This is a genomic window from Micromonospora maritima, from assembly GCF_902825405.1.
In the GTDB taxonomy this organism is placed as follows: Bacteria; Actinomycetota; Actinomycetes; order Mycobacteriales; family Micromonosporaceae; genus Micromonospora; species Micromonospora maritima.
This window is the reverse complement of record NZ_CADEAU010000388.1, coordinates 1-5,070: the sequence shown is the minus strand read 5'-3', so window position 1 is coordinate 5,070 and position 5,070 is coordinate 1. Positions and strand designations below refer to the sequence as shown.

At 74.6% G+C, this 5,070-nt stretch carries 5 protein-coding genes; all 5 read right to left on the bottom strand.

All coding sequences use genetic code 11. The features are described 5' to 3' along the window. Positions 1-707 (bottom strand): NAD(P)/FAD-dependent oxidoreductase (locus tag HUW36_RS25205; protein WP_174530438.1); only part of this gene is annotated, 707 nt, incomplete at its 3' end. Between the two features lie 53 nt (positions 708-760). After that, on the bottom strand, positions 761-1,366 hold the full coding sequence (locus tag HUW36_RS25200) for a DUF6518 family protein (protein ID WP_246248316.1): 606 nt from the start codon (positions 1,364-1,366) through the stop codon (positions 761-763). A 61-nt stretch (positions 1,367-1,427) separates the two neighbouring features. Beyond that, complete coding sequence (locus tag HUW36_RS25195) at positions 1,428-2,075, bottom strand: maleylpyruvate isomerase family mycothiol-dependent enzyme (protein ID WP_174530436.1); 648 nt, start codon at positions 2,073-2,075, stop codon at positions 1,428-1,430. Positions 2,076-2,173: 98 nt separating this feature from the next. After that, a complete protein-coding gene (gene treZ / locus HUW36_RS25190) occupies positions 2,174-3,907 on the bottom strand; it encodes a malto-oligosyltrehalose trehalohydrolase (RefSeq protein WP_174530435.1) in 1,734 nt (577 codons plus the stop codon). Continuing rightward, on the bottom strand, positions 3,904-5,070 hold a 1,167-nt coding region (locus HUW36_RS25185; protein ID WP_484502603.1), incomplete at its 5' end, for a malto-oligosyltrehalose synthase. The genes HUW36_RS25185 and treZ, both read right to left, overlap by 4 nt.

Below are 5,070 nucleotides of genomic sequence, written 5' to 3'. Positions count from 1 at the left end.
AGCCCGGGTGCCGACGCGGCGAACCGGCGCAGCGCCTGCCGGAGCCCGCCGGGGAAGCGGTCGGGGTAGCCGGCGACGCCGACGTGGGCGTGCCGCCCGTCGTTCACGACCCAGGCCAGGTAGCCGGGCGCGAGCGAGGGGTCGAGCACGCAGTGGAACGTGGGTGGCCCCTGGCCGCCGGGGACGGGGAAGACCTCCTCGGCGCCGACCAGCAGGTGGCGGTTGCGGTCCAGGCGCAGGTCGCGGGCCACCCGGGAGCGGGCGCCGTCGGCGCCGACGACGAACCGGGCACGGACCTCGGCCGGCCCGTCGGGTCCGTGCAGCACGAAGGCGTCCGCCCGCCGGCCGGTGTAGCGGGTGCCGAGCGCGACCCGTACGCCGGCGTCGGCGGCGGCGTGCGCCGCGGCGGTGTAGAGCCCGGCCATGTCGCCGACCCGGTACTCGTCGCGCCCGCTGACGAGCGTCACCGGGCGGCGCAGCCCGGGCGGGTAGAGCACCACCCGCCGGATCGGCGGGCCCAGGCAGTCCTCGGGCAGCGGAAAGTCGTCGAGCGTACGCCGGACGAAGATGCCGGTGGTCCGGATCGCGCCGGCCAGGGTGGGTCGGCGGTCGACAAGCAGCACGTCGTGGCCGCCCCGGGCGAGCAGCGTGGCGGTGTGCAACCCGGCCAGTCCGGCGCCGACGACAAGCACGTCGAGATCACTCATCTATCGAGTGTCGGTTTCTTGCTATCGAAAGTCAATCGGCGCGGCGTGCCGCGTCAGGACACGGCGGCGAACACCACCGCGCCGAGCACGGCCAGCGGCAGCGCCACCGCCGCCGCGCGCAGCCGGGTCCGGGCGGTCCGGGCGACACACCCGACCAGCAGCGCGGCGAGCACGAGGTCGACCGCGACGTTCCACCACCCGCCCGGATATCCGGCCCGCGCGCGGCGGGCGAAGCGCAGCGCCTCCTCGACGAACACGGCCGCCGGCAGCGCGACACCGACCACCCGACGCCACCCGTCGGCGCGGGCCCAGATCCCGGCCACCCCGAACACCACCCCGGCGAACACCCCGAACGCCATCCAGAGCAGCGAACTGGGCGCCACGACCACGGCGAGGTCGTCGCCCTGGAGCAGCGCGGCCGCCAGGTAGTAGCTCGGCACCGCGACCACCAGCAGGCCGGTGGCGGCCACGGCGGCCCGCACCGCGCCCGACCGGACCCACCAGCCGAGCGCGAACGCGGCGACCGCCCACACGGCGGTGGAGTTGCCGAGTTCGGCGAGCGGGTACGGCACCCACTTGATCCAGACGAAGTCGAGGACGCCGAGCAGGACGCCGGCCACGGGGGCGACCAGGGTCAGGAGACGATGCGAGGGCGGCATGCCGGCGAGCATACTGAGTATGCTCGCCGGGCCGTCCGTCGGATCGGCCTGCCGCTCACGGTCAGGCCGGGGCGCAGCGCTGCCGCAGGGTGGGCAGGCCGGGCCCGGTGAGATCGTCGCAGTAGGCAGCCCGGCCCGCCATCGCCATCGTCAGCGCCAGGGTGGTGCCGCTGACCAGCGGGCCGGCGCCGAACCCGAACGGCCCGTCGGTCGCCTCCACCCGCAGGCCGTCCACGGCGCTGCGTCCGGCCACGGTGAAGTCCCGCCTCGCGAAGAAGGCGGCCACCGGCGTGACCGTCCCGACCGGCGGCGTGCGGTCCAGTCCGAGCGGACGCCGGATGTCCTGGGCGTGCACGACCACCTCACCGAGCCAGGCCTCGGTCGGCCCGAACGTCGACGTGGTGCTGCCGACGACCCGGCGGAAGCGCTCGAGCGTCTCCCCCGCGTCGGCGCCCCGGTGCTCGGCCAGCCGGCGGTCGTTGTGCAGGTCGAAGTCGAACCGGGCGCCGAGCACGCTGGCCACCCAGCGGGCCCGGCCGACGCTCGCCGCGGCGGTGAGGTGCGCGACGACCTGCTCCACCGTCCACCGGCCGCACAGCGAGGGCTGCGCCCACTGCGCCGCGTCGAGGCCGGCGAGATCCTCGGCCAGGGCGGCGCGCTCGGCGTGCGCCAGCGCCCACAGGTCGGCGCGGCTCGGGTTGTCGGACATGGGGAACCTCCACGGTCGGTCGTCGGAGGTAGGACCGTGCCGCGGCGGCGAACTAACCGCTCCCTTCCGCACCGATCGTGAGTGGTGGGCGCGGGTGGTCAGAGCGCCACGATCGCGGCCGACTCCGGCGGCAGCTCGATGCCGTCCCGCATCACCGTGACGCCCTCGGAGGTGGCGAGCAGCACCCGGCGTACCACCCCGGGCAGGTTGACCCGCTGCGGCCGGTCGGCCAGGTTGGCCACCACCAACGTGTTGCCGCGCCGCATCACGAGGAACCGGTCGCCGTGGCGCACCTCCACCCGGTGCAGCCGGGGATCGGACAGGTCGGCCCGGGACCGGCGCAGCGCGATCAGCCGCCGGTGGAAGTCGTACATCTCGCGGTGCTCGGGCTTGTCCAGCTCGGCCCAGTCCAGCCGGGACCGCAGGAACGTCTGCGGGTCCTGCGGATCCGGCACGTCCCCCTCCGGCCAGCCGTGCGCGGCGAACTCCCGCCTGCGGCCGGTGGCGACCGCCGTCGCCAGCTCCGGCTCCGGGTGGCTGGTGAAGAACTGCCACGGCGTCGTCGCCGCCCACTCCTCCCCCATGAACAGCATCGGGGTGAACGGCGCGGTCATCAGCAGGGTGGCGCCGACCCGCAGCAGCCCGGGTGAGAGCGTGGCGGAGATCCGGTCACCGGTGGCCCGGTTGCCGATCTGGTCGTGGTTCTGCAGGTAGGCCACGAAGCGGTGGCCCGGGGTGCGCTGCCGGTCGACCGGTCGGCCGTGGCTGCGGTTGCGGAAGCTGGACCAGGTGCCGGCGTGGAAGAACGCGCCGGTCAGCACGTCGGCGAGGCATTCGAGGGAGCCGAAGTCGCCGTAGTAGCCCTGCCGCTCGCCGGTGAGCAGCGTGTGCAGCGCGTGGTGGGCGTCGTCGTTCCACTGCGCGTGCAGGCCGTAGCCGCCCGCCTCGCGCGGGGTGATCAGCGTCGGGTCGTTGAGGTCGCTCTCGGCGATCAGCGACAGCGGCCGGCCGAGGTGCGTCGACAGCGCCTCGACCTCGGTGGCCACCTCCTCCAGCCAGTGGGTGGCCCGGCCGTCCGGCATCGCGTGCACGGCGTCCAGCCGCAGACCGTCGACGTGGTAGTCGCGCAGCCACATCAGCACGCTGTCGACGATGTAGCGGCGCACCCCGTCGGAGTGCGGGCCGTCCAGGTTGACGGTGCGGCCCCAGGTGTTGCTCTGCTCGGTGAGGTACGGCGCGAAGCGCGGCGCGTAGGCCCCGGAGGGCCCGAAATGGTTGTAGACGACGTCGAGGATCACCCCCAGACCCTTGGCGTGGGCCGCGTCGACGAACCGTTTCAACCCGTCCGGCCCGCCGTAGGGCTCGTGCGGGGCGTACCAGCAGACGCCGTCGTAGCCCCAGTTGTACTCGCCGTTGAACGCGTTGACCGGCAGCAGCTCGACCAGGTCGACGCCGAGGTCGACCAGGTGGTCGAGCCGGGCGATCGCGCCGTCGAACGTGCCCTCCGGGGAGAACGTGCCGATGTGCAGCTCGTAGAGGACGCTGCCGGGCAGTTGCCGGCCGGTCCAGGAGGCGTCGGTCCAGTCGAACGCGGCGTGCGAGTAGAGCCGGCTGGGGCCGTGCACCCCGGCCGGCTGCCACGCCGAGCGGGGGTCGGGGAGCGGCTGCTCGTCGTCGTCGAGCAGGAACGCGTAGTCGGTGCCCGGGCCCGCGTCGGGCACCTCGACCCGCCACCAGCCGGACCGGCCGGGTCGCATGTCGTGGTCGGCGACGCCGGGCAGGCGCAGCCGCACCCGGGCGGCCTCGGGCGCCCACACCGTGAACTCGGTCATGCGGCGGCCTCCACAGAGTCGGTGGGTGCGAGGAGGGCGACGGGATAGGTGCTCAGCAGATCATCCAGGAGCAGCTCAGAACCACTGTAGACCCGACCGGTGAACAAGTCGGTCACCTGATGAACGGAAAGTGACACGGTCGTGTTCCGCCAGCCGCCGGAGCGGGCCAGCCGCAGCGGCAGCCGGGTGGCGACCGCTACCGCGCCGCCCCGGTCGAAGGCCACCGCGTGCGCGGCGGCCGGGCCGTGCGCCGGCACCGGACGGTAGCCGCCGAACAGCTCCGGGCGGTCGCGACGCAGACGCAGCGCCCGGGAGACCACGAGCAGCTTGGCCGCGCCGTCGGCGGCCACGGCCGGCCGCCAGCCGGCGTCGAGCCGGGCCAGCGTCTCGCGGCGTACGGCGAAGTCGACAGGCCGCCGGTTGTCCGGGTCGACCAGGGAGTTCTCCCACAGCTCGGTGCCCTGGTAGGTGTCCGGCACGCCGGGCATGGTGAGCTGGACCAGCTTCTGGCCGAGCGCGTTCGACCAGCCGGCCGGGGTGATCTCGTCGGCGAACGCGGTGATCTGCGCGTGCAGTTCCGGGTCGTCGTACATCCGGTCGACCAGGGAGTGCATCTCGTGCTCGAAGGCCGCGTCGGGGTCGGCCCAGCTGGTGCTGACCGACGCCTCCCGGGCGGCCTTCTCGGCGTACCCGTGCAGCCGGTCCCGCTCGATCGGCCAGGCGCCGACGGCGGTCTGCCAGAGCAGGTGGGCCAGCGCGGGGTCGGCCAGCGGCGCGCGGGACATCCAGTCGACCACCCGCTCGGCCCAGCGTCCGGGCATCTCGCTGAGCACGGCGAGCCGGGCCCGCACGTCCTCGCCGCGCTTGGTGTCGTGGGTGGAGAGCGTGGTCATGCTCGCCGGCCAGCGCACCTGGCGGGCGGCGGCGAAGCGGTGCAGCTCGGCCGGGGGCACGCCGAAGTGGGCCGGGCTGCCGCCCACCTCGTTGAGCGCGACGAACCGGCTCCACCGGTAGTAGGCGGTGTCCTCCACGCCCTTGGCCATCACCGCGCCGGTCAGCTGCGGGAAGCGGGCGGCCAGCTCGTGCTCGGGGTCGCGGAGCCGGGCGGTGACGGCGTCCAGCACGCCGGCCAGGTCGGGCCGCCGCCGGCCGGCCTCGCTGCG

Excerpts from the sequence above, each read along its gene's own strand:
- HUW36_RS25200 (WP_246248316.1), bottom strand. The coding sequence starts at position 1,366 with ATGCCGCCCTCGCATCGTCTCCTGACCCTGGTCGCCCCCGTGGCCGGC.
- treZ (WP_174530435.1), bottom strand. The coding sequence starts at position 3,907 with ATGACCGAGTTCACGGTGTGGGCGCCCGAGGCCGCCCGGGTGCGGCTG.
- HUW36_RS25195 (WP_174530436.1), bottom strand. The coding sequence starts at position 2,075 with ATGTCCGACAACCCGAGCCGCGCCGACCTGTGGGCGCTGGCGCACGCC.